At 48.6% G+C, this 21,474-nt stretch carries 20 protein-coding genes and 1 tRNA gene; 15 read left to right on the top strand and 6 right to left on the bottom strand.

Annotation, left to right across the window (positions count from 1 at the left end):
* Positions 1-10 precede the first annotated feature (10 nt).
* Entirely contained in the window at positions 11-1,273 is a 1,263-nt protein-coding gene (locus tag MC24_RS05410) for an ABC transporter substrate-binding protein (RefSeq protein WP_004080042.1), read from the bottom strand.
* A 350-nt stretch (positions 1,274-1,623) separates the two neighbouring features.
* On the opposite strand from MC24_RS05410, the gene MC24_RS05405 reads away from it, so the two are divergent.
* Positions 1,624-2,493, top strand: a complete 870-nt coding sequence (locus tag MC24_RS05405; RefSeq protein WP_235280313.1) for a radical SAM protein — start codon at positions 1,624-1,626, stop codon at positions 2,491-2,493.
* Positions 2,494-2,497: 4 nt separating this feature from the next.
* Here the strand turns inward: MC24_RS05405 and MC24_RS05400 are convergent, their stop codons facing one another.
* Genes MC24_RS05400 through MC24_RS05385 form a run of 4 tightly spaced genes read right to left on the bottom strand, consistent with a single transcriptional unit; the run spans position 2,498 to position 6,332 of the window.
* Positions 2,498-4,447: an ATP-dependent helicase gene (locus tag MC24_RS05400; RefSeq protein ID WP_038053247.1), complete on the bottom strand. Its 1,950-nt coding sequence runs from the start codon at positions 4,445-4,447 to the stop codon at positions 2,498-2,500.
* 9 nt (positions 4,448-4,456) lie between these two features.
* Complete coding sequence (locus MC24_RS05395) at positions 4,457-4,825, bottom strand: divergent PAP2 family protein (protein WP_038053241.1); 369 nt, start codon at positions 4,823-4,825, stop codon at positions 4,457-4,459.
* Positions 4,818-5,900, bottom strand: a complete 1,083-nt coding sequence (ychF, locus tag MC24_RS05390) for a redox-regulated ATPase YchF (protein ID WP_038053238.1) — start codon at positions 5,898-5,900, stop codon at positions 4,818-4,820. Before ychF ends, MC24_RS05395 begins: the two co-directional genes overlap by 8 nt.
* Before the next feature lie 9 nt (positions 5,901-5,909).
* Positions 5,910-6,332, bottom strand: coding sequence for a hypothetical protein (locus MC24_RS05385; RefSeq protein WP_038053235.1), 423 nt, complete (start codon positions 6,330-6,332; stop codon positions 5,910-5,912).
* A 369-nt stretch (positions 6,333-6,701) separates the two neighbouring features.
* Between MC24_RS05385 and MC24_RS05380 the strand changes: the two genes are divergently transcribed.
* The 12 genes from MC24_RS05380 (at position 6,702) to MC24_RS05325 (ending at position 17,887) form a co-directional block, all read left to right on the top strand.
* Positions 6,702-6,778 (top strand) — tRNA-Pro (locus MC24_RS05380).
* Between the two features lie 114 nt (positions 6,779-6,892).
* Complete coding sequence (locus MC24_RS05375) at positions 6,893-7,585, top strand: phosphoribosylaminoimidazolesuccinocarboxamide synthase (RefSeq protein ID WP_038053233.1); 693 nt, start codon at positions 6,893-6,895, stop codon at positions 7,583-7,585.
* Positions 7,561-7,809 (top strand): phosphoribosylformylglycinamidine synthase subunit PurS, encoded by a 249-nt coding sequence (gene purS / locus MC24_RS05370; protein WP_038053231.1) that lies wholly within the window; start codon positions 7,561-7,563, stop codon positions 7,807-7,809. The genes MC24_RS05375 and purS overlap by 25 nt, the downstream gene beginning before the upstream one ends.
* Positions 7,806-8,447 carry a phosphoribosylformylglycinamidine synthase subunit PurQ gene (gene purQ / locus MC24_RS05365; RefSeq protein ID WP_038053229.1) on the top strand — a complete coding sequence of 214 codons (642 nt, stop codon included), beginning with the start codon at positions 7,806-7,808 and terminating at the stop codon, positions 8,445-8,447. Before purS ends, purQ begins: the two co-directional genes overlap by 4 nt.
* Positions 8,447-10,258, top strand: coding sequence for a phosphoribosylformylglycinamidine synthase subunit PurL (gene purL / locus MC24_RS05360; RefSeq protein WP_156105077.1), 1,812 nt, complete (start codon positions 8,447-8,449; stop codon positions 10,256-10,258). The genes purQ and purL overlap by 1 nt, the downstream gene beginning before the upstream one ends.
* 4 nt (positions 10,259-10,262) lie before the next feature.
* On the top strand, positions 10,263-11,558 hold the full coding sequence (gene purF, locus MC24_RS05355) for an amidophosphoribosyltransferase (protein ID WP_038053223.1): 1,296 nt from the start codon (positions 10,263-10,265) through the stop codon (positions 11,556-11,558).
* Positions 11,519-12,136, top strand: a complete 618-nt coding sequence (gene purN / locus MC24_RS05350; RefSeq protein ID WP_004080015.1) for a phosphoribosylglycinamide formyltransferase — start codon at positions 11,519-11,521, stop codon at positions 12,134-12,136. The genes purF and purN overlap by 40 nt, the downstream gene beginning before the upstream one ends.
* Entirely contained in the window at positions 12,117-13,475 is a 1,359-nt protein-coding gene (locus MC24_RS05345) for a bifunctional phosphoribosylaminoimidazolecarboxamide formyltransferase/inosine monophosphate cyclohydrolase (RefSeq protein ID WP_038053220.1), read from the top strand. Before purN ends, MC24_RS05345 begins: the two co-directional genes overlap by 20 nt.
* Positions 13,476-13,487: 12 nt before the next feature.
* Positions 13,488-14,681, top strand: a complete 1,194-nt coding sequence (purD, locus tag MC24_RS05340; protein ID WP_038053216.1) for a phosphoribosylamine--glycine ligase — start codon at positions 13,488-13,490, stop codon at positions 14,679-14,681.
* Positions 14,678-15,613 (top strand): phosphoribosylformylglycinamidine cyclo-ligase, encoded by a 936-nt coding sequence (gene purM / locus MC24_RS05335; protein ID WP_004080012.1) that lies wholly within the window; start codon positions 14,678-14,680, stop codon positions 15,611-15,613. Before purD ends, purM begins: the two co-directional genes overlap by 4 nt.
* Positions 15,614-15,615: 2 nt before the next feature.
* Positions 15,616-16,191 carry a hypothetical protein gene (locus MC24_RS05330; RefSeq protein WP_004080011.1) on the top strand — a complete coding sequence of 192 codons (576 nt, stop codon included), beginning with the start codon at positions 15,616-15,618 and terminating at the stop codon, positions 16,189-16,191.
* On the top strand, positions 16,157-17,887 hold the full coding sequence (locus MC24_RS05325) for an NAD+ synthase (protein WP_038053213.1): 1,731 nt from the start codon (positions 16,157-16,159) through the stop codon (positions 17,885-17,887). The genes MC24_RS05330 and MC24_RS05325 overlap by 35 nt, the downstream gene beginning before the upstream one ends.
* Here MC24_RS05325 and MC24_RS05320 read toward each other — a convergent pair.
* Entirely contained in the window at positions 17,871-18,521 is a 651-nt protein-coding gene (locus MC24_RS05320) for an HAD family hydrolase (RefSeq protein WP_038053210.1), read from the bottom strand. The genes MC24_RS05325 and MC24_RS05320 overlap by 17 nt on opposite strands.
* 106 nt (positions 18,522-18,627) lie before the next feature.
* Between MC24_RS05320 and aspC the strand changes: the two genes are divergently transcribed.
* Together aspC and MC24_RS05310 are read left to right on the top strand one after the other, a co-directional pair.
* Positions 18,628-19,761 (top strand): aspartate aminotransferase, encoded by a 1,134-nt coding sequence (aspC, locus tag MC24_RS05315; RefSeq protein ID WP_038053207.1) that lies wholly within the window; start codon positions 18,628-18,630, stop codon positions 19,759-19,761.
* Entirely contained in the window at positions 19,736-21,469 is a 1,734-nt protein-coding gene (locus tag MC24_RS05310) for an ABC transporter ATP-binding protein (RefSeq protein WP_038053204.1), read from the top strand. Before aspC ends, MC24_RS05310 begins: the two co-directional genes overlap by 26 nt.
* The last annotated feature ends 5 nt before the right edge of the window (positions 21,470-21,474 follow it).

Raw genomic sequence — 21,474 nt, 5'->3', positions numbered from 1 at the left:
ACCCCGGGTATCAGAAGAGACTTGCGTCGGGTTCTGGAAGTTCCGCTCCGGATTCTTTGAACAGCTGTCTGATTCGCTCACCGAGTTCCTTCACTACCTTCGCTGGGTCTTCACCCTGGAAGACGATCCTCGTGAAGGCCATTCTGTAGGTTTCGGTGAACTCTCCGCTCTTTGGTCCAAGACTCGGTATGAAGGAAACGATAGAATCCTTCGTGGCGGACTGATTTATCACACCTTCTGCGAGCACTTTGAGGGCACCTTCTGGCACGGCACCAACGGCTTCCTGAACCACTGGGAAGAAACCGACGTTCTTGAGGATTTCAACCTGCATCTCTGGAGAAGTGAGGAAGTCTATCACTTTCGCGGGTTCTTCGAAGTCCGCATCCTTCGGTATGGCAAGGCCCACGAGCACTATGATGTACCCTCTACCCATCGGCCCTCTTGGGACCGGTACAACAACGAAATCGTTAGGCTTTTCAACGATCGCGGGTTTGAGTCTTGCAGTGTGATCCCAGGCGATCCAGACTTCTTCTCTCAGGAGAGGATCGGCCATCCCGTCCCAGGTGGAGCTTGCCGGATGTACGTATTTGAAGAGCTCCTTCAGATAGTTCCACATTTCAACGGCCCTCACACTGTCGAACTTCAGAGCCTGCGCTCCCGTGAAGGATGGATAGATGTAGCCGTGGAGGAACCTGTGCCAGAGTCCCTTCGGTCCGATCGGGAAGCCAAGAAGGGGTTGTTTCGTCTTCTCATAGATGTTCTTTGCCCACTCGAGCAGAGCGTCGTAAGTCCACTTCTCCGTCCCCCTGATGACGTCTTCTTTCGAAAGACCGCGCGGCAGGTAGTCAAATGCCTTTTTGTTAACGGCCATCACGTAAGTTGCCTGGAGCCAGGGAATGAACACCTTTTCACCTTTCACATAAGCGAACTTCTCAAGCGTCTCGATGAAGGTTTTTCCTTCGAATTTGAGATCCTTGAGATCGCTCAGAAATCCTTCGGAAGCCATTATGTAGAGGTTTCCCTGGAGGTCTGCAATCAGGTTCAACGTATTTTTACCGGCTCTGATCTCCGCCTGGAGCCTGCTGTAGAGCTGTGGATACTCGAAGTTGAGGAACTCCACATCGATACCGCTCTTCTTCGAAAATTCCGCGAGTTTGTTGAGCATGAACTCCCTTTCAGCAGCGGGTGTCATCTGTGTGGACGCGAAGTTCACCTTTCCGAACATGAGACCCGCAACGATCAGAAGAACCATGAAAAACAACCACTTTCTCACCTTGAACACCCCCTTGAAAAGATTTTTCAAAATTGGATATGTAATTAGAAAATTTTCTACATCCATATCATAATAAAAAATTACTCCCTTTGTCAAGAGGTGTTAACATAACAGGGATATCCATTCTTTTGAACTCGCTATGGAGAGTCTTTCAAGGTGGGAGTCTCCAGAATCTGTGGCCTTTCACTTGATGAGATCGGCGATTCGGTAGGGGTTTGTGTATAGCGCCTGAGAAAAGGGTATTTGGATTTTGTAAGGGAAGCCCGTAGAAGAGGGAAGAGATTGGTCTTCCCGTTGAAAGGCCGGCTCGTGAAGAAGGAAAGGTGTGTTTCCTCTGCGTCAATTCGTGCGTGATACCGGAAGGGAAAACAGGATTTTGCGGCGTTCTCAGAAACGAAGGAGGCAGGCTCTCCTATATAACAGGCTCTCACAGGAAGGCCTTCCTTCACTGGTACTACGATCCCCATCCAACGAACTGCGTCGCACTACCTATCTGTCCGGAAAGAGAACACAGGGGCTTTTACAATCTCGCAGTCTTCTTCGCAGGATGCAACCTCGACTGCCTCTTCTGTCAGAACATAGATCACAAGTACATGTTGAAAGACGAAAGGATATCCGAAGGAAAGATCATGGACATCGACGAACTCGTTGAGATAGCTATGAAACCACGCGTCTCCTGTGTGTGCTTTTTCGGGGGAGATCCCACTCCCTGGACTGTGTTCGCACTGGAGTTTGCCGTGAAGCTGGGAAATCGCCGAAGGATCTGCTGGGAAACGAATGGTCTTGCTCATCCCAGGATCATGGAGAGGATGGCCAGAGTCAGTCTTGAAAGTGGTGGCATAGTCAAGATAGACTGGAAGGCCTTTTCACCGGAGGTTTATGAAGCGCTGACCGGAGTTGACGGGAAGAGTGCCGTTAGAAGAATCATGGAGAACGTGCAGCTGGTTTCCTCCATGGGTAAGGGAAGAGAAATACCACTTCTTGTTATCAGTGTTCTTGTAATACCTCACTACATCGACGAAAAGGAAATAGAAGGAATCGCAGGGTTCATTTCATCGGTGGATCCAGAAATTCCCCTTGTTCTCCTTGCGTTCGCTCCTCAGCACCTGATGAGCGATCTTCCAACCACCAGAAAACATCACATGGAGAGAGTGAAACAGAAGGCACTCGAAAAGGGTCTGAAGAGGGTGTTCGTGGAGAACGTTTGGCTTCTGAGCTAAAGTCTCATTTCACTTCCCAAAACTCGACGAGTTCAAGCGGTATTCTGTCAATGAAATTCTCTCCGCTTCTCATGATGAACCTGTTTCCGCGGTATGGGTAGGAGGTTCCGGTGACCTGGTAGGAAATATACAGCTGTTCCTTTGCTCTTGTTATGGCAACGTAGAAGATCCTCTCTTCCTCATCGAGATTCCCTTCGGATATCGCGAAATAATTCGGAAAGTCTCCGGGATTCACAGAGATGACAAAAACGACTCTCCACTCGAGCCCTTTTGCCTGATGAACGGTGGTGAGAGTGACCTTTCCCTCTTTTTGAGAGATTTCTCTTTCTATTTCAACGTTTTCCGTCACAGCAAGATCCGTCAGGAAGGATTCGAGACTTGTGTAGCGAGACGCTATTTCAACGAGCCTTTCCAGATCCATCTCCCTTTCACGGAAATCAGGATACCTCGCTTCCAGATATTCGGAATAAAAAGAAGACAGGACGCGCTCTATCATTTCCCCAGGAGAATCGAGCTTTCTGATCTGATCGAGAATATCGATAAACCTGCTGTACTCACCACTGAAACTCACTTTCTTCAGTTCCTGGAAGGGATCCAGACCTTCTTCCACGTAAGCGCTGGCGAGATCCGCTATCTTCGAAGCCGTTCTGTCACCGATCCCGTAGAAGAGCTTTGCAGTCCTCAACCATGCGGATTTGTCCCTTGGATTTTGAACGATTCTGAGAAAAGAAAGAACGTCCTTCACGTGGGCGCTCTCGGTGAATCTGGGACCAGACAACACACGGAAATCTATTCTACTTCGAACGAGTTCCATCTGAAGCTCCAGAGAGTGCGAATGTGATCTGTAGAGAACTGCGATTTCTTCTGGTTTGAACCCTTCTTCTATTAACTCGAGAATCCTCTGAGACACGAACCGCGCTTCTTCGTATCTATCCCAGGTCTTGACAACAACAGGTTTCATACCATCCTTCTTTACCGGCTTCAGTTCTTTTGGAACGGATTTTTTCGGAAGCATGGCGTTTATGAATTTCACAATACTTTCCGTGCTTCTGTAGTTCGTCTGGATCTTGAAGATTTTTGTTCCGGATACCTTTATGAAATCTTCAACGTTTTCGTACCTTGCCCCTCGAAAGGAGTAAATACTCTGGGCATCGTCTCCAACCGCCAGGACGTTGCCGTGTTTCGACGATAGGTGTTCCACTATCCTGTACTGAACGTAGTTGGTATCCTGGAACTCATCAACGAGTACCCAAAGGAATCTTTCCGCCTCTCGATCTCTTATTTCTTTGTTCTCTTCTAAGAGTCTGTAAGCGTAGAAGAGAAGGTCTTCGTAGTCCACCACGTTTTGAGAGCGTTTTTCTTGTTCGTAGAGATCGAAGATCTCCGAGATCTCTTCTTTCAAATCCAGAAACTTTGGATTCTTCACTATTATACTTTCCCTCAAAGACTTGAGAGTGTTTCTCATGTAAGAATATATAGCCATCAAAACAGAAGGCTGAGGGAAGTTTTTTCTCTCTTCTTTTTTACTCTTTCTTTCAAAGTACTTGCTTCTTGCATGCCTCATGAGGCTCTCCGCGTCTTCTCTGTCCAGGATAGAGTAATTTCGCTCCAAACCCACGTAAGGTGCGTACTTTCTCAAGAAGTAGTTGCACACATGGTGGAACGTTCCGGCGAGCATTTCAGAAAGCTCTCTTCCGGTCACTGTCTTTGCCCTCTCCACCATCTCCCGCGCCGCTGCCCTGGTGAACGTGACCAGAAGAATCCTGGAAGGATCTACACCGTTCGCCAGAAGATAGGCGATCTTGTACGTGATAACACGAGTTTTCCCAGACCCCGGACCTGCTATTACGATGCATCTTCCTTCTGATTCAACGACCGCCCTTCTCTGTTCTTCATCCAGATCTTCCAGGAAAGAAAGATTCGCTTCCCTAGACCTTATCCGGTATTCTTTCATCTCTTCACCTCACCACAGATGGAGCTGCGCTGGGAAAATGTGGGCAATGAGCATTCCGAGCCCAAGACCAGCGAGCGCCTCCAGAAAGTTGTGCCCCAGATCCTTCTTCACAGCCGGTCTCAGGACGATGGCGTCCATGAATATGATCACAAGGAAAATGGCGGCGATGGAAGTGTAAGGAGAATCGAATCCCGTGCTTCGGGCGAGTGACCATGTGAGGCCAGAAACGGTGGCCACATGACCGCTGGGCATACCACCGTAGCTCTTCAGCATCTTCACGTCTCTTTTGATCAGAAACTTTATGAACTGAGCCGTCAGGAAAGAAATAACAGCCGTGGTGAACGGCGTGCTCCGAAAAATCTTCCAGACGTCAAGCACGGAATAAGAAATGAATCACATCCCCCTCTCCTATAATGTAATCTTTTCCATGGGTTTCCACAGCTCCGGCTTCACGCGCCTTTTTCAGAGAACCGAATTCCACGTATCTTTCGAAAGGAATAACTTCAACCTTTATGAACCCTTTTTGTATATCTGAATGAATCAAACCCGCTGCTTCATAGGCAGTGGATCCTTTCTTTATAGTCCAGCTTCTCGCCTCATTCTGCGTCGCTGTCAGAAATCTTACAAGGTTCAGAAGTTTCAAAATCTTCTCGAAAAACCCCTTTTTTTTGTCACCGGAAAGGTTGTACTCTCTTCTGAAAACTTCCGCCTCTTCTTCCGGGAGAGATTTCAATTCTTCTTCGAGCTTCACGTTTATTATAATGTATTCCTCGTCCTTTTCTTTGACGATTTCTTCTATCAGTTTCCCTTTTTCTTCGTCCAGCTCATCGACGTTGAAAACCAACATCTGAGGTTTATCTGTGAGGAGGAAGAGGGATTTGATCACCTCTTCCTCGAATCTGTCCTGCCTCGGAAATTTCGAGGCCTTCTTTCCATGGGATAGGAACTCTTGAAGATTCTGGAGGAGTTCCACCTCTCTCCTTGCTTCCTTATCTCCCGCTCTCGCAATTTTCAACCGCTTTTCGAGACGTTTTTGAACGGTTTCGAGATCCTTGAGTATGAGCTCGGTTTCAACTATTTCTATGTCCCTTTTTGGATCCACGTTCTGATACGGATGAGAAACTCTTCCGTCTTCGAAAAGACGAACAACATGGGCTACGACATCCACCTTGCTTATGTGATCAAGGAACTGATTTCCAAGTCCTTCTCCTTTGCTGGCTCCCTTGACGAGTCCCGCTATGTCAACAATTTCAACGAAAGGATGTACCACCTTCTTTGATCCTTCGTTCTTCGCGAGGATTCCTACCCTTTCATCCTGTACTACGAGAATCCCCACGTTCGGTTCAATCGTGCAGAAAGGAAAACTTTCTGCAGGTACGCTGTTGTCGGTCAGGAAGTTGAAAAAGGAGGATTTCCCCGCGTTGGGAAGACCTACTATTCCCACCCTCTCCAAAGTATCACCTCAGTATTCTTCTTCGTCAAAAAAATCCTCTTCGTCCTCGTCGAAGAAATCCTCTTCGTTGAAAAGGTCAAAATCTTCATCTTCGTCGTATTCATCCTCTTCTTCCTCGAACTCCTGTTCAGTTTCTGTCTGATGAATGGACAGGGGCTTTCTTGGATCAAGCATGCCGTCGAACACTTTCCTTTCTTTGCCGTTGACTACAAGGTACCCTTCCGCTTTGGCAGGTTTCCCGTAGGCAGTGATTACCATCATGATGAGATTTTCATCCACATCGTAACCCGGTTCTGACTCGATCACCAGAGCGTTGTCGTAGTAGAGTTTGTTCTTTACCTCACTGGCATGTTTCTGGATTTTACTGTTGTTGAGAATTTCCTTTGCAGTCTCTTCACTGATATGAATTCTGAGGATATACCTGAAGTCCACGCTCTTCACTCCCCTGAGAAATTTTTTTACGCTTTCCGAATTATACAGGAAAGGTTTTAAAAGTCAAGGGTTCAATCGTTGAACTTCTCCATATTTTTTGAAAGCATTGAGTGTCTTCAGATCTTACCTGTCCAGTACCAACTCCAATTGCAATGTCTTTTCGATGAAGGATTTTTCTTCACCCGCGCACGTGGTGATTCCGAATATGATCGCAAGGTCTTTGTTTAATTTTCCTGCTTATCCTCAAAGGTTATAACTTTCTAGGATATCATCTGCCAAAATTTTATCTGTTCTGAAAGCTAAATCAACAGACGAATTGGGATAAACGATTGTCCGGTGCAAAATCATATGTTATAATACCAGAGGCTACGGGGAGTAGCTCAGATGGCCAGAGCGCCAGAATCGGGATCTGGAGGTCGCGGGTTCAAGTCCCGCCTCCCCGACCAAGGACGGGAGCAAAGGCTCCCGTTTTTCTGTTTTTTTCAAAGTGTTTACCTCCGATGTAATTTTCATTCATGATTGGAGTATAGAATTTTCAAAAAGGGTGAGGAGGCGAGCGTGTGAATTACGAAGGAAAGACAAAAATTGTTAGGGTCACCGGCGATTATGCCCTGCTCGAGTTCAAAGACGATATAACCGCTGGTGACGGATTAAAGCACGATGTCCTAACGGGTAAAGGATCCATCTGCGCAGAAACAACCGCTATCCTCATGAAGTACCTCTCTGAGAAAAACATCAAAACCCACCTCGTTGAATACATCCCCCCTCGAACGCTGAAAGTCATTCCTCTGAAAATGTTTCCCCTCGAAGTGGTCGTGAGATTGAAAAAGGCAGGCTCTTTTGTGAGAAGGTACGGTGGAGTTGAAGGGGAAGACCTTCCAGTTCCTCTCGTTGAGTTTTTCATAAAAGACGACGAAAGACACGACCCAATGGTTTGTGTTGATCATCTCGAAATACTCGGCATCGCAACAAAAGAACGGGCAGAAAAGATGAAAGAAACGGCGGTGAAAGCCACTCTCGCTCTCAAAGAGTTTTTTGAAAGAGCGAACTTCGAACTCTGGGACATAAAGTACGAGTTCGGCCTTGACAAAAGCGAAAACGTTGTTCTCGGTGACGAAATCTCTCCCGACACGTTCAGATTGAGAAAGAAGGGTGATATCTTCGATAAAGATGTGTACAGAAGGGATCTTGGTGATACCTTAAAAAAGTACAGGGAGGTGCTGGAACTTTGCCGATCTTTAAATTCGCAATAGACGTTCAGTACAGGAGCAACGTGAGGGATCCGCGCGGAGAAACGATCGAACGTGTTCTTAGGGAAGAAAAAGGCCTTCCAGTGAAAAAGTTGAGACTTGGAAAGTCCATCCACCTCGAAGTGGAAGCGGAGAATAAAGAAAAAGCGTACGAAATTGTGAAGAAAGCCTGTGAAGAACTTCTGGTGAACCCCGTTGTTGAGGAATATGAGGTGAGGGAGCTGTGAAGCCCAGAGCTTGTGTAGTGGTCTATCCTGGTTCCAACTGTGACAGAGACGCGTACCACGCTCTGGAAATAAACGGCTTCGAGCCCAGTTACGTCGGGCTGGACGACAAGCTGGACGACTACGAACTGATCATTCTACCTGGAGGGTTTTCCTACGGAGACTATCTGAGACCCGGTGCCGTTGCCGCAAGAGAAAAAATCGCCTTTGAAATAGCAAAAGCCGCTGAAAGAGGAAAGCTGATAATGGGAATATGCAACGGATTTCAGATCCTCATAGAGATGGGACTCCTGAAAGGAGCCCTTCTTCAAAATTCGTCTGGAAAGTTCATCTGCAAATGGGTGGATCTGAGCGTGGAAAACAACGACACACCGTTCACAAATGCTTTCGAAAAGGGAGAAAAGATAAGAATACCGATAGCACACGGCTTTGGAAGATACGTGAAGATAGATGACGTGAACGTGGTTCTCAGATACGTCAAAGACGTGAACGGCTCAGACGAACGAATAGCGGGTGTTCTGAACGAGAGCGGAAACGTCTTCGGTCTCATGCCCCACCCGGAAAGGGCGGTTGAAGAACTCATAGGCGGAGAAGACGGAAAGAAAGTGTTCCAGTCCATCCTCAACTACTTGAAGAGGTGATGAAGTTGAGATATCTGAACATTCTCAAGGAGAAGCTTGGAAGAGAACCCACCTTCGTCGAGCTTCAGGCTTTTTCAGTCATGTGGAGCGAACACTGTGGATACTCCCACACGAAGAAATACATAAGAAGATTACCGAAAACGGGTTTTGAGGGAAACGCGGGTGTGGTGAACCTGGATGATTACTATTCCGTTGCTTTCAAGATAGAGAGCCACAATCACCCGAGTGCGATAGAACCTTACAACGGTGCAGCAACGGGTGTCGGTGGAATCATCAGAGACGTCCTCGCGATGGGAGCCCGCCCAACGGCCATATTCGATTCACTCCACATGTCCCGAATCATAGACGGTATCATAGAGGGAATAGCCGATTACGGTAATTCCATAGGCGTTCCAACGGTCGGTGGAGAACTCAGGATCTCCTCACTATACGCGCACAACCCCCTCGTGAACGTGCTCGCAGCGGGTGTTGTGAGAAACGACATGCTGGTCGATTCGAAAGCATCGAGACCGGGACAGGTCATAGTGATCTTCGGAGGAGCCACAGGAAGGGACGGAATCCACGGGGCGTCTTTCGCTTCGGAGGATCTCACGGGTGATAAGGCAACCAAGCTTTCAATTCAGGTTGGTGACCCGTTCGCTGAAAAGATGCTCATAGAAGCGTTCCTGGAGATGGTGGAAGAGGGACTCGTGGAAGGAGCTCAGGATCTGGGAGCGGGCGGTGTGCTGTCCGCAACTTCGGAACTCGTAGCGAAGGGGAATCTCGGAGCGATCGTCCATCTGGACCGTGTTCCCCTGAGAGAACCGGATATGGAGCCCTGGGAAATCCTCATAAGCGAAAGCCAAGAAAGAATGGCGGTCGTCACATCACCTCAGAAGGCGAGCCGCATTCTGGAAATAGCCAGGAAGCACCTTCTTTTCGGCGATGTCGTTGCCGAAGTGATAGAAGAACCAGTTTACAGGGTGATGTACAGAAACGATCTCGTCATGGAAGTTCCCGTCCAGCTCCTCGCAAACGCCCCAGAAGAGGACATAGTCGAATACACACCCGGAAAGATCCCAGAGTTCAAAAGGGTGGAATTCGAAGAGGTGAACGCGAGGGAAGTCTTCGAGCAGTACGATCACATGGTCGGAACGGATACCGTGGTTCCACCCGGATTCGGCGCGGCCGTGATGAGAATAAAGAGAGACGGGGGGTACTCCCTCGTCACACACAGCAGGGCGGATCTGGCTCTTCAGGATACCTACTGGGGAACCCTCATAGCCGTGCTCGAGAGTGTGAGAAAGACGCTCAGCGTTGGTGCGGAACCCCTCGCTATAACGAACTGCGTGAACTACGGGGATCCCGATGTTGATCCGGTAGGACTTTCGGCCATGATGACCGCTCTCAAGAACGCTTGCGAATTCTCCGGTGTTCCCGTTGCATCGGGAAACGCTTCTCTCTACAACACGTACCAGGGAAAACCCATTCCACCCACCCTGGTTGTGGGAATGTTGGGAAAGGTGAATCCACAGAAGGTGGCAAAACCGAGGCCTTCGAAGGTGTTCGCAGTGGGATGGAATGACTTCGACCTCGAAAGAGAAAGAGAACTCTGGAAAGCCGTAAGAAAACTCTCAGAAGAAGGTGCTTTCATCCTCTCTTCGTCACAGCTTCTGACGAGAACTCACGTAGAGACCTTTAGAGAGTACGGTTTGAAGATCGAAGTGAAATTGCCAGAAGTGGAGCTAGCACATCAGATGGTGCTCGTTTTCTCTGAAAAAACCCCCGTAGTCGATGCTCCTGTGAAGGAGATCGGAACGCTCTCGAGGTGATGATATGTGCGGAATCGCAGGAGTCTGGAATGTGAAAGATGCCTTTTCTGTCCTTCACGACGTGCTTCTCGGTCTTCAGCATAGAGGACAGGAAAGTGTGGGTGTTGTGGTAGACGGGTTCAAAACGATAAAAGGAAAAGGACTCGTAGACACCGTTCTCACCGAAGACAGGTGGGAAGACGCTGAAAAGGGTATTGGACACGTAAGGTACTCCACGGCAGGATCGCTCGAGGACATTCAGCCAATCGTGGCGTTCACGAGAAAGGGAAGGCTCGCGATCGCTCACAACGGAAACATACCCAACGGCGAAAAGTGGATAGAGATGCTCAAAGAAAAAGGAGCGGTTTTCCAGAGCTCGCTCGACTCGGAGGTCTTCCTCCATCTTATTTCGATGTCTGAAGGAGACCTAAAAGAATCCATAGTGAAAGCGCTGAAGAAAGTTCCTCTTGCTTACTCTCTTCTCATCCTCCACGAAGAATTCCTCGCTGCGGCGAGAGACCCATACGGCGTCCGTCCCCTGTTCTATGGAAAATACGGTGATGGAATCGTTGTGGCATCGGAAGACGCAGCGCTGAAAGCGATTGGTGTGGAAGACATAGAAGAAGTTCCTCCCGGAACGGTTGTGTTCTTCTCGAACAACGGTGCAGAGACGGTGAAGTTCGCCAGAAAAGAAAAGCGGTTTTGCTCCTTCGAATTCATCTATTTCGCGAGGCCGGACAGTCACTTTCTCGATCAGAGTGTACACATAGCCCGTTACAGAATGGGTGAAGAACTCTACAGAGAAAACCCGATAGAAGCGGACGTGGTCGTTCCGGTGCTGGACTCCGGACTTTCCGGAGCGATGGGATTTTCTTCGGCTTCGGGTATACCTCTCGACATCGGTCTCATGAGGAACAGATATGTGGGAAGAAGTTTCATCATGCCGGTGGACAGGGAAAAGATCGTCAAGAAAAAACTCGTCCCCATAGAAGACGTTGTGAGTGGAAAGAGGGTTGTTGTAATCGATGATTCGATCGTCAGAGGAACAACCATGGGCATCATCGTGAAGATATTGAGAGAGGCGGGTGCGAAGGAAGTACACGTTGGCATACACTCTCCACCTGTGCGTTTCCCCTGTTTCTACGGAATAGATACCGCCAGAAAGAAAGAGCTCGTCGCGGGAGAACGTGCCGTGGAAGAAGTGAAAAAAATAGTCAACGCAGACTCTCTCTTTTACCTTTCACTCGAAGGGTTGAAAAGAGCCATCGGGAGGAGTGAACTGTGTGTAGCGTGCTTCAGCGGAGAGTACCTCCACGAATAGTCGTTCTCGCTTCGGGAAACGGAAGCAATTTCGAAGCGATCGTGAACGCAGCGCGAAGCGGTGAATTGAGTGCGGAAATCCAGATGCTCCTTGTGGACAGAAACTGCTACGCAATAGAGCGAGCGAAAAAACTGCAGATCCCCTGGGAAAGGCTCGAGAAACCCTGGGCAGAGTCTCTGAAAAAAAGACTCGAAGAGTTGAATCCCGACCTCGTGGTCCTCGCCGGTTTCATGAGGATTCTTCCGGCGGAGATCGTCGAAAGGTGGAAGTGGAAGATCGTCAACATCCACCCTTCGCTTCTTCCCGCGTTCCCCGGGACCCACGCCATCGAGAAGGCCTACGAATACGGTGTGAAGGTCACAGGAATCACCATCCACTTCGTTGATGAGGGAGTCGACACCGGTCCCATCATCTTTCAGAAAGCAGTTGAAATAAAGAAAGACTGGTCTCTCGAAAGACTGGAAGAAGAGATCCATAAGATAGAACATCGGTATTATCCGCTCGTCATTCAAAAGGTACTGGAAGGAAAATGGAAGATCGAAGGAAGGAGGGTTATCCTTGAAGAGGATATTGGTTAGTCTCTACGAGAAGGAAAAATATCTGGACATTCTGAAAAAACTCCACGAAAAAGGCTGGGAGATCTGGGCGAGCTCCGGCACCGCCAAGTTTTTGAAATCAAACGGAATAGAAGCAAACGACGTGAGCACCATAACGGGTTTCGAGAATCTCCTTGGAGGACTCGTGAAGACTCTCCACCCGGAGATATTCGCTGGCATCCTCGGACCAGAACCCAGATGGGATGTGGTCTTTGTGGATCTCTATCCACCTCCAGACATCGATATAGGAGGAGTTGCTCTTCTTCGAGCGGCAGCCAAGAACTGGAAAAAGGTGAAACCCGCTTTCGACATGGAAACCCTCAAACTCGCAATTGAGAGAGATGATGAGGAGACGAGAAAGTACCTCGCTGGAATGACTTTTGCGTTCACCAGCGTGTACGACTCGATAAGGGCCAACCAGTTTGTCAAGGGAATTTCCCTTGCCTTCAAGCGAGAAGATCTCCAGTTGAGGTACGGAGAGAATCCTCATGAAAAGGCGTTCGTATACGGAAAACCCGCTTTTGAGATCTTGCACGAGGGAAAGGCAATCTCGTTCAACAATATATTGGACGCGGAAAACGCGTGGTTCATGGCGAAGAACCTGCCGAGGATGGGTGCGGTTGTGGTGAAACACCAATCTCCCTGTGGTGCTGCGATAGGAGAAGACAAAGTGGAAATCGTGAAGAAGGCCATCGAGGCGGACGACGAATCCAGTTTTGGAGGGATCCTGGCCGTGAACTTCGAAATGGACGGAGAAGTTGCGAAGTCATTGAAAAAGTACCTCGAGGTGATCGTGGCACCTTCCTTCACACAGGAAGCGATCGAGGTTCTCTCTAAGAAAAAAGTGCGTCTCTTGAAGCCTGGGGATTACGCTTCGTGGGCTGGAAAGATGGCATTCGGTTCTCTCGTCCTGAGTGAAAGAAAGTACCCCGAAGGGAATTTTGAACTGGTAGTTGGAGAGCCTCTCTCGGAAAAAGAGCTTGAGGATCTGGAATTCGCTTACCGTGTTGTGGAAGGAGCGAAATCCAACGCTGTTCTCATAGCAAAAGACGGTGTAACTGTGGGAATAGGGAGCGGGCAGCCTTCGAGAAAGAGAGCTGCCTGGATCGCCACCGTGATGGCAGGAGAAAAAGCGAAGGGAGCGGTTGCGGCTTCCGATGCGTTCTTCCCGTTCCCGGACTCGCTCGAAATACTCGCTCAGGCTGGTGTGAAAGCGGTGGTCGCTCCTCTCGGATCCATAAGAGACGAAGAAGTGATCGAAAAAGCCAGAGAACTTGGAATCACGTTCTACAAAGCTCCGAGCAGGGTTTTCAGGCACTGAGGGGTGAAAGCGGTGAGGGTACACATACTCGGTTCTGGAGGAAGGGAACACGCGATAGGATGGGCTTTCGCAAAGCAGGGGTACGAAGTCCACTTCTATCCAGGAAATGCAGGAACGAAGAGAGATGGAACGAACCATCCCTACGAAGGAGAAAAGACCCTGAAAGCCATTCCCGAAGAAGACATCGTGATACCGGGATCCGAGGAATTCCTGGTAGAAGGGGTCTCGAACTGGAGATCCAACGTCTTTGGCCCGGTGAAAGAGGTCGCAAGGCTCGAAGGATCCAAGGTCTATGCCAAAAGGTTCATGAAGAAGTACGGTATAAGAACCGCTCGTTTCGAAGTGGCAGAAACTCCAGAGGAATTGAGAGAGAAGATAAAAAAATTCTCTCCTCCTTACGTGATAAAGGCGGACGGGCTCGCTCGAGGAAAGGGTGTTCTGATCCTCGACTCTAAGGAAGAAACCATCGAAAAGGGATCGAAACTCATCATCGGAGAGCTCATAAAAGGTGTGAAAGGCCCTGTTGTGATAGATGAATTTCTCGCCGGGAACGAGCTTTCCGCCATGGCGGTTGTGAATGGAAGAAATTTCGTGATCCTTCCCTTCGTCAGAGATTACAAGAGACTGATGGACGGTGACAGGGGACCGAACACGGGAGGTATGGGCTCCTGGGGGCCTGTAGAAATCCCTTCCGATACGATCAAAAAGATCGAAGAGCTCTTCGATAAGACTCTGTGGGGAGTGGAGAAAGAAGGCTACGCGTACCGGGGGTTCCTCTACTTGGGTCTCATGCTCCACGATGGTGATCCCTACATACTCGAGTACAATGTGAGACTGGGCGATCCAGAAACAGAAGTGATAGTGACGTTGAATCCCGAAGGATTCATCAACGCAGTTCTTGAAGGATACCGCGGTGGTAAAATGGAGCCGGTGGAACCGCGTGGATTCGCCGTGGACGTGGTTCTCGCAGCGAGGGGCTATCCCGACGCTCCCGAAAAGGGCAAAGAGATCACCCTTCCCGAAGAAGGTCTCATATTCTTCGCGGGAGTCGCGGAGAAAGATGGAAAACTTGTGACCAATGGCGGCCGTGTTCTTCACTGTATGGGAACAGGAGAAACGAAGGAAGAGGCACGAAGAAAGGCTTACGAACTCGCGGAAAAGGTCCACTTCGAAGGTAAGACCTACAGGAGGGATATCGCTCTATGAAATACACTTACAGAGAAGCAGGAGTCGATGTCGAGAGGGGAGAAAGCTTCGCAAAAACTATAAAAAGCGCTGTAAAACTTCCTGAATGGGTGATGAAAGAGCCCACGGGATACGCTTCCATACTCACGATCACAACTCCCCCCGTTGTTGTAACGGCCGATGGGATCGGCACCAAACTCATCCTTCACAGAAAGCACGGGACCTGGCGCTACGCGGCTGAGGACCTTGTGGGTATGAACTACAACGATCTGGTCTGCGTGGGAGCGAGGCCTGTGGCCTTTCTGGACTACCTTGGGGTCGAGAGAATCTCCGAAGAACACGAGTCGTTCATAAAAGAGCTCGTAAACGTCCTTGACAGCGTGGATGTGAAACTGGTGGGCGGTGAGACCGCTGAGATGCCCGATGTGTATCGTGGAGACTGGGACGCTGTGGGGTTCGCTGTCGGCGTTTTAGAAAAACGGATACCGGTTGATAAGATAAAAGAAGGGGATGTGATCGTTGGTATTCCGTCATCGGGATTCCACTCGAACGGCTGGTCCCTCATAAGAAGGATCATAAAGGAGGAATCCATAAAGATCGAAGAACTTCCCTTTGAACTCCTGAAAGGAACACGCATATACAGAGAAGTCATCGAGTTGTTCGATCTGGTGAAAGGGATCGCACACGTGACCGGCGGGGGAGTGGTGAGGGCGCTGAAGAGAGTCCTCGGAAAGCTTGGGGCGCACGTTTCTCTACCAAAGAGGGACTTCGTTGATTGGATATTGAAATATGTAGACTTCAACGAAGCGGTCAACACCTTCAACATGGGTGTTGGAATGTTTCTGATCGTGGAAAAACAAAAGGTGGACGAGGTTCTGGCCAGAGTGGATGGAACAGTCGTTGGGAAGGTATCCTCAGACTGGAGAATCGAGTACGGAGGTGAGGGGGGATAAGTGTGATCGAGAGTTTCGTTAAAGGATTCAGGGAGATAGTTCAAAATACAAAACTCGCTGTGATAAGCGTTATGGCTCTCGTTCTGGGGTTTGTGACGGAAGTGCTTTACATCTTTGCCGGAAAGTACGATTTTCTGAGCTTCGATTTCTTCGTCATAAAACTCTTTGAAGAGGTACTGCTCGCATTGTTGATGGGACTACTTCTGGTTCCAAGAAGAAGAGAAAATCTTCTCAGTCTTCTCGTGTTTTCAGCGTTTTACGGGTTGACGGTAAGTGCTGGTTTTTCTCTGTTCGTCCTTCCCGGTTTTGTGGCCTTCATGTTTCTCTTCTTTGTCCCCCTGCTCTCCGCTAAAGACGAATCTCCTTCCAGCGTCCTGGAAAAGAACTACAGAATGGTGTTCAAAGGGGAAAAGACGGTGGACGTTTTCCTCGCTGCAGCCGTTGTGTTCATCGTCTGGTTCATACCGTACCTGGGTTCCATAATATCGAATCTCTTGAGAGTCGTTCTGGTCTACTCGATGTACCGGATAATGGAGGGATCCTATGAAAAGACTGAGAGTGACACTGGCTCAGCTTAATCCGACCCTTGGAGACTTCGAGGGAAATCTGAAGAAGGCAATAGAAGCCCTCAGAGTGGCGGAAGACCGGGGAAGTGATCTCCTTGTCTTCCCGGAGCTCTTTCTTCCCGGTTATCCTCCCGAAGACCTCATGCTTAGGCTCTCATTCCTCAGAGAGAACAGAAAATACCTCCAGAAGTTCGCTCAGCACACGAAGAATCTTGGTGTTACCGTCTTGATGGGCTTCATAGACAGCGACGAGGATGCGTACAACGCCGCCGCAGTTGTGAAAGGCGGTGAGATCCTTGGAGTGTACAGGAAGATATCTTTGCCGAACTACGGGGTTTTCGATGAGAGAAGATACTTCAAACCCGGAGAAGAACTCCTCGTCGTGAAAATGGATGAAATCAAAGTGGGTATTACCATCTGCGAAGACATCTGGAATCCGGTGGAACCAAGTGCCTCGCTTTCCTTAGGTGAGGGAGTTCATCTCATAGCAAATCTTTCGGCTTCTCCCTACCACGTGGGGAAACCTGCTCTGAGAAAAGATTACCTCTCTATGAAGGCTTACGACTATCACGTGGCCATGGCCTACTGCAACATGGTCGGGGGTCAGGACGAGCTCGTTTTCGATGGAGGAAGCATGGTGGTCGACGCTTCAGGAGAGGTCATAAACTACGGAAAGCTCTTCGAAGAGGAGATCATCACGGTGGATCTGGATCTGGACGAGAACCTCAGAGTCTCGCTGGTAGATCCTAGAAGAAGGTACATGAAGACTCAGAACTATCCGGTGAAAACCGTGGAAGCGGGAAATCTCCGGGAGAAATCCGGGCATTTTGAACCGGTGGTGAATCCTCTTCCTGTGAGAGAAGAAGAGATGTTCAGGGCTCTGATCACGGGTCTGAGAGACTACGTGAGGAAAAACGGTTTTGAAAAGGTCGTGATAGGGCTCAGCGGAGGAATGGACTCTTCTCTCGTCGCGGTCGTAGCAACAGAAGCTCTGGGAAAAGAAAACGTGAAAGGTGTTCTCATGCCGTCCATGTACACCTCAAAAGAAAGTATCGAAGACGCGCAAACGCTGGCGAAAAATCTGGGCATAGAGACTTTCATCGTTCCCATCACAGATGTGTTTCATTCCTACCTCGAAGCGCTCAAAGACGTCTTCGTCGGGCGAGAACCAGATATAACCGAAGAGAACCTTCAGGCAAGGATCAGAGGAAACTACCTCATGGCACTTTCCAACAAGTTCGGATGGCTCGTTCTCACAACGGGAAACAAAAGCGAGATGGCAACGGGATACGCGACTCTCTACGGAGACATGGCGGGAGGATTCGCCGTTATAAAGGATGTTTACAAGACAGACGTTTACAGAATAGGAAGATGGTACAACAGCTGGAGAGGAAAAGAGATCATTCCGGAAAACATCTTCGTGAAACCCCCAACGGCGGAGCTCAGGCCGGGCCAGACGGACCAGGAGAAACTACCACCGTACGAGGTGCTCGATGAAATACTGAGACTCTACATAGAAGAAGGGCTCGATCCAGAAGAAATCGCATCAAAAGGCTTCGACAGGAAGACCGTGCTCGACGTGACGGAAATGATACGAAAGAACGAATACAAGAGAAAACAGGCCGCTATCGGCGTGAAGATCTCCACGAGAGCTTTTGGGAAAGACTGGAGAATGCCGATCACGAACAGATTTAAAGAACCTCTTTGAGAACGTTCAGGATTTCCTCGGGTTTCACCAGAGCAACCGCACCCGCTTCAAGAAGCGCTTTACCGTCGTTCAAAGAGTGAACGACTCCATAGATTCTTTCTATGCCGGCGCTTTTTGCGGCTTCAACACCGCTCTTTGAGTCTTCGAAGACCACAACCTTCTCTGGGACCACATTCAACCCTTCCAGAACGAGAAGATATATCTCTGGATCAGGCTTTCCGTTCTTCACCTGATCACCGAACACCATGATGTCGAAGTACCTTTCGAGATCGAGTCTTTTCAGCCTTTCCAGAGCTTCTCGCTGCGGTGTGGAGGTTGCGAGCGCGAGTTTTATTCCTTTGCTCTTTACGAACTCAAGCGCCTCTCTCACACCTGGGTTTTCCTTGAGAAGCTCAGAGAAAACACACTTTTTTTCTTCGTGGACCCTCTTTCTAAAGTTCTCCAGAGAATCTTCTATCTTCAGCACTTCCATGAGAATAGGAAGACCTTCTCTTTCCGGAACTCCCATTATCCTCCTGTGGAGATCCTCCGTGTAAGGTTTTCCGTAGCTTTCTGCGACTCTTCTGTAAGCTTCGAAGTAGAGAGGCTCTGTGTCCATGAGCACTCCATCCATATCGAAAATCACCGCTTCCATCCTTACTCCTCCTTTCTTTTAAAAGAATAACATGAAAAGTTTAACCTGTCTAAATCGGATCTTTGTGGTAGTATTAAATATGAAACCACAACCAGGGGGGTTTTAGATGGTATCCAGGAGAATATCAGAGATCCCAATATCGAAGACCATGGAACTCGACGCGAAGGCCAAGGCTCTTATAAAGAAAGGAGAAGACGTGATCAATCTAACGGCCGGTGAGCCGGATTTTCCCACACCGAAACCCATCGTGGAAGAAGCGGTGAGATTTCTCCAGAAAGGAGAAGTGAAATACACAGACCCTCGTGGTATCTACGAACTCAGAGAGGGTATAGCGAAAAAGATAGGTGAGAGATACAAAAAGAACATCTCACTAGATCAGGTTGTGGTGACGAACGGGGCAAAACAGGCTCTGTTCAATGCCTTCATGGCTCTTCTCGATCCCGGCGACGAAGTGATCGTGTTTTCTCCCGTCTGGGTCAGCTACATTCCCCAGATCATCCTCGCTGGTGGCACAGTGAATGTGGTTGAGACATTCATGAGTAAAAATTTCCAGCCCAGTCTGGAAGAGATAGAAGGACTTCTCGTTGGGAAAACGAAAGCCGTTCTTATCAACTCGCCGAACAATCCCACCGGTGTGGTGTACAGAAGAGAGTTCCTTGAAAGACTTGTGAAGCTTGCTATGAGAAGGAATTTTTACATAATCAGCGATGAAGTTTACGATTCACTTGTTTACACGGACGAATTCACATCGATACTCGACGTTTCCGAAGGATTCGACCGGATAGTTTACATAAACGGCTTCTCGAAGTCCCACTCCATGACCGGTTGGAGGGTGGGGTACCTGATATCGAACGAAGAAGTGGCGACCGCTGTTTCAAAAATCCAGTCCCACACAACTTCCTGTATCAACACGGTAGCACAGTACGCCGCTTTGAGGGCTTTAGAAGTGGACAACTCTTACATGGCTCAGACCTTTAAGGAAAGAAGAGATTTCGTAGTGGAAAGATTGAAAAAGATGGGTGTTAAGTTCGTGGAACCAGAGGGAGCATTCTATCTCTTCTTCAAAGTTCCAGGTGACGACGTGAGATTCTGTGAAAGACTTTTAGAAGAAAAAAAGGTTGCACTCGTTCCAGGATCCGCCTTTCTGAAGCCGGGGTTTGTGAGGCTTTCTTTTGCCATATCTACAGAAAGACTTACGGAGGCGCTGGATAGAATTGAAGACTTCCTCAATTCTTGTTGATTTCCTGAAGAGAAACTGGCACAGATACCTTTTCGGTGTTCTTTCGCTCATCGCGGTGGACCTCCTTCAGGTTTACATTCCACGTGTCATCGGAAAGATCGTTGACATGCTGAACACAGAGACGATGAACTTCGATACACTCAAAATAATGTTGCTTTGGGTAATGGCCGCCGCGAGTGGGATGTTCACTGGAAGGTTCTTCTGGAGGTTCTTCCTTGGTGGTACTGCAAGGAAGTTTTTCCTAGAGGCATCGAACAAGATGTTCTCAAAGCTGCTCAGTCTCACTCCTGGATTCTTCGATCGAATGAAAAGCGGTGAACTCATGGCAAGGTTCACCAACGACCTTAGCCTTCTGAGAAGAGTGCTCGGCCAGGGTGCAATACTCTTCTTTGATTCTTTCATCATGATCGTGCTGGTCTTTTTCTTCATGATAGGTAACGTGGGATGGAAGCTCTCCTGGATCAGCTTTGCGCCGCTTTTGCTTCTCGTCCCTGTTTCGATGAGCTTTGGACGACTCATACACAGAAAGGTATCGGAAGTTCAGAAATCTTTCTCGGAACTTTCCGGGTTCACCGAAGAAACGATTTCGAGTGTGCGCATTGTGAAGAGCTTCTCGGTAGAAGACGTTTCGTTCAAAATATTTGAAAACAGGGCACTTAAAAACTTTGAAGACACACTCAGTGCAATCAAAGTCTCCAGCATCTTCAGGCCCCTCATCAACCTTATCGCTTCGACCGCTTTTTTCCTCACCCTTCTTTACGGTGGAAGAGCCGTTATAAACGGGAAGATCTCTCTCGGCGATTTCATAGCCTTCAATTCCTATTTGGGAATGCTCGTCTGGCCGATGATGGCTTACGGTTTCATGGTGGATCTGTTCCAGAGGGGAAGAGCGGCTATGAGACGTCTGGACACGATCTTCACCGCCCAGCCCGAGGTTAAAGAACCCGAGAAACCAATCAGGATAGATCACTTTGAAAGTTTTGAAGTGAGAAACCTGACTTACAGATACCCCGAAACAGAACGGGAAGTTCTGAAGAACATCACCATAAAAATAAACAGGGGAGAAATGATAGGCATCGCCGGCAGCGTTGGGAGCGGGAAATCCACGATAGCAAAGCTCCTCATGAAGCTCTATCCGGTGGAAATGGGAAAGATATTCATAAATGGTGTGGACATTAACAATGTTTCTTCGGAGAACATCAGATCCATCGTCACTCTGGTTCCACAGGAAACGTTTCTGTTTTCAGACACGGTGAGAAACAACATAACAGTCGGTCTGGAAAACGTCGATAAGAAGAGGCTCGAAGAAGTGACAAAGCTCGCGGCCGTTTACGACGATATCATGAGCTTTCCAGAGAAATTTGACACGATTGTTGGTGAAAAAGGTGTGACACTTTCGGGCGGTCAGAAACAGAGAATCACCATAACTCGCGCTCTCATAAGAGATTTCGAGGTTTACATATTCGATGACTGTCTTTCAGCTGTTGACCCCGAAACCGAAGAGAGGATCATAGATTCGATCAGGAAAAGAATGAAAGGAAAAACGGTTGTCGTCATCACTCACCGACTGAAGGTGCTGAAAAACGCCGACAGGATATACGTCCTGCACGAGGGAAGAGTGATAGAAGAGGGCACTCACGAGGAATTGATGATCAAAGGTGGTATGTACAGTAGAATGTACAGAAAACAGCTCATCGAGGAGGGATAGAGCGA

This window comes from Thermotoga sp. Mc24, from assembly GCF_000784835.1.
Lineage (GTDB): Bacteria > Thermotogota > Thermotogae > Thermotogales > Thermotogaceae > Thermotoga.
Note: the sequence above shows the minus strand (reverse complement) of the source record. Positions and strands in the feature narration are given on the sequence as shown.

Excerpts from the sequence above, each read along its gene's own strand:
- MC24_RS05320 (WP_038053210.1), bottom strand. The coding sequence starts at position 18,521 with ATGGAAGCGGTGATTTTCGATATGGATGGAGTGCTCATGGACACAGAG.
- purF (WP_038053223.1), top strand. The coding sequence starts at position 10,263 with ATGTGCGGAATCGCAGGAGTCTGGAATGTGAAAGATGCCTTTTCTGTC.
- MC24_RS05400 (WP_038053247.1), bottom strand. The coding sequence starts at position 4,447 with ATGAAAGAATACCGGATAAGGTCTAGGGAAGCGAATCTTTCTTTCCTG.
- purL (WP_156105077.1), top strand. The coding sequence starts at position 8,447 with ATGAAGTTGAGATATCTGAACATTCTCAAGGAGAAGCTTGGAAGAGAA.
- MC24_RS05325 (WP_038053213.1), top strand. The coding sequence starts at position 16,157 with ATGAAAAGACTGAGAGTGACACTGGCTCAGCTTAATCCGACCCTTGGA.
- purM (WP_004080012.1), top strand. The coding sequence starts at position 14,678 with ATGAAATACACTTACAGAGAAGCAGGAGTCGATGTCGAGAGGGGAGAA.
- aspC (WP_038053207.1), top strand. The coding sequence starts at position 18,628 with ATGGTATCCAGGAGAATATCAGAGATCCCAATATCGAAGACCATGGAA.